General features: G+C 53.2%; 2 protein-coding genes. One reads left to right on the forward strand and one right to left on the reverse strand.

Annotation, left to right across the window (positions count from 1 at the left end):
* Positions 1 to 881, reverse strand: an 881-nt coding sequence (locus tag NW841_RS12645; protein ID WP_414386727.1) for a glycosyltransferase, incomplete at its 3' end; no start/stop codon positions are given.
* Between the two features lie 478 nt (positions 882 to 1,359).
* Between NW841_RS12645 and NW841_RS12650 the strand changes: the two genes are divergently transcribed.
* Positions 1,360 to 2,291 (forward strand): hypothetical protein (locus NW841_RS12650; RefSeq protein WP_414386730.1); only part of this gene is annotated, 932 nt, incomplete at its 3' end.

A 2,291-nucleotide genomic window follows, 5' to 3' on the forward strand; every position in this document is an offset into this window, starting at 1 on the left:
GCAATCTCGATGGCTTCTTGTGGATGGTCGAGGTAGTAGCGAACCTTTTCCAAAAGTTCGTCTTCGGAGTCGTAGGTGTCGCAGTAGGTTCCTGGCACCAGCAGCTCGTCGAAGCCCGAGGCAAAAGAAAGACGGTCTGTCAACAAAAAGCCACCCGCGGAAATCACTTCCAGGTTGCGGAGATTGAGATCCGCATTTTGGCTACAGTTAAACGAAATCAGCGAGTTGGCAAAGCGTTCGGCTGCTTCTATGCGATTGGCAGCTTTGATGAGGATAGGCAAACCCGCTTCCTTCAAAGCCTGCACAAGTCGGGAGCGTCTGGGGTGCCGAGAGCCTTGCTGGCCAATGAAGACAATTTGGTTTTCTCTCGCTTCTACCCACTCGTGGGTGATAGGGCGCATGGAGATAAGGGGCAGCCAGGCCAGGTTTTCCAAGCCTGCTGCAGCAAACCAGTGCAGGTGCTGGCGGTTGTAGGCGGTGGCCACGTAGTCAAAGCCTTCGGTAGCCCAGTAGGCTAGGAGGTGATTGATGGGGAACTCCCAATGGTGAGTATCGCCAGCCAGTAAGACGGTTGGGCAGCTAAACTTTTTGGTGCTGAAAGGATTACTGTAGTCGAAGCTAGAGGTCCAAACAGCAACTAAGTCAAATTCCTTATCTGCAATCTGTTCAGATTGCTGTACAAAGTCGTAGAGGTCATAATCTCCTTCTGGGCACTCCACCAGGCCGCCGGTGAAGTTGACAAAGCCTAACCCAAATCCCTTTGCTCTTGCCTTGGGACAGAGGGTTACCTGCCGGTCTGAAAGCAGAGGGGGCGGGATGTAGTCGGGTGGAGCTGGCCAGTTGAGAAGAATACGCGGAGCTGCGGCCTTGGTACCCTTCATTTTTTGATCCTTCGCTCGGGCAGTCCGTAGGAGCTTAGCAGTCCTAGGTTATGAAACGGTTATAAAGCCAGCTCTACTCCTCAGGGATCCGTCAAAGCCCTTGTTTAGGCCCCCCCTGCAGCTTTCTAGAGCTGGATCGATAACTGGCAACCCTAGCTTGCCCTGGAAGTCAGGCTAAAGAAGAAGGGATCCCTTGACCCTCTATTAGGATAGGCCATGGGCAGCCCCGCCGTTGATAGGCCGGATCTGGCCTACCTACCCAAGCGGCCACCTGCCGAGGTCAAGTAGGAGCAACGACGAGCAGAGCACCTGGCCCAAAAGCTGCGGGAACTAGGGGTGAATCCGGGTACATTAGGCTAGAGAGAACGAAACGCCAGGGATCCCTTCCATGCAGTGCCAAGACCTTGCTCAGGAGCTGGCTTCGGAGCTGGAGCAAGTCGGGAGTCTCGCTCAGCTATTAGACTGGGCTCTAGGTCGCATGCCTGAACAGCAGATCTTTTGTCAGATCGGCTGGGAAGACTCAGGAGCTGTGCTAGAGGTGATGCTTCGCCACTCGGAAAAGTTAGCAGTAATTCTACGGGATCCGCTCCAGAATTCTTCTAAAAAATTGCCCAGCACGGAAGATCTCCAAGCCCAGATCCTTCGGCTAGGGTTAGAAGAACGGGTTTTGCTGCTCGAAGGATTCATCCCCGCTCTTCTGGCAGATTTGGGGGAAGGGTTTCCCGATGCCCGAATTGGCGTTTGCTTCTGGGCGGAGCTTGTTGACTATCGCACCCATTTGCTCCAGTCCCTGCTTCTGCGGGATTACCTGGCTGAGCCGGCCCTGTACTTGGTCGATCACTGCCGCTACGGATCCCTTGCCCAATCGACCTTAGACTTGATGGGGGTGGATCCCGCTTTTCATCTGCAAAAAGCTTTTCCCAAGCTCAGCCAAGGGATCCATCTCTTGAGCTGGGATCCCCAACACAGAGCTTTAACTGAGCAAGATTTGGCTTACATTCGAGAACTAGCCCCAGGCTTGTTGCTGAATGCCAACCCAGTATCCCTCACGTTTTCCCAGCCGGATCCGCCGGAGCTGCCCCGCTTCTATCCATGTAAGTACGTTAAGCTGGATAACTTCCTGCCGGCTGAAGTTAATCAAGCCATCTTGCAGCATGCCATCGCTCATCAAGATAAGTTTATCCCTGCGAGAAGCTATAGCCAAAGCAACACTGAGGCTGAGTCTCTCAAGTTTCGCCGCTCTCTACGCCTAGATTATGCTTACTTTCAAGAGTATGGATCCCTGCTGAGGGAGAAGATTGCTAGGGTTGCTCCTCAAATCTTTGTGGAGCTAGGCATCGAGAACTTCGATATCCAAATCTTCGAGATGGAGATGATTGCTAGCTATGATGGCTGCTACTTTACTCCCCA

The sequence above is a fragment of the Synechococcus sp. H60.3 genome (genome assembly GCF_047462295.1).
Classification (GTDB): domain Bacteria; phylum Cyanobacteriota; class Cyanobacteriia; order Thermostichales; family Thermostichaceae; genus Thermostichus.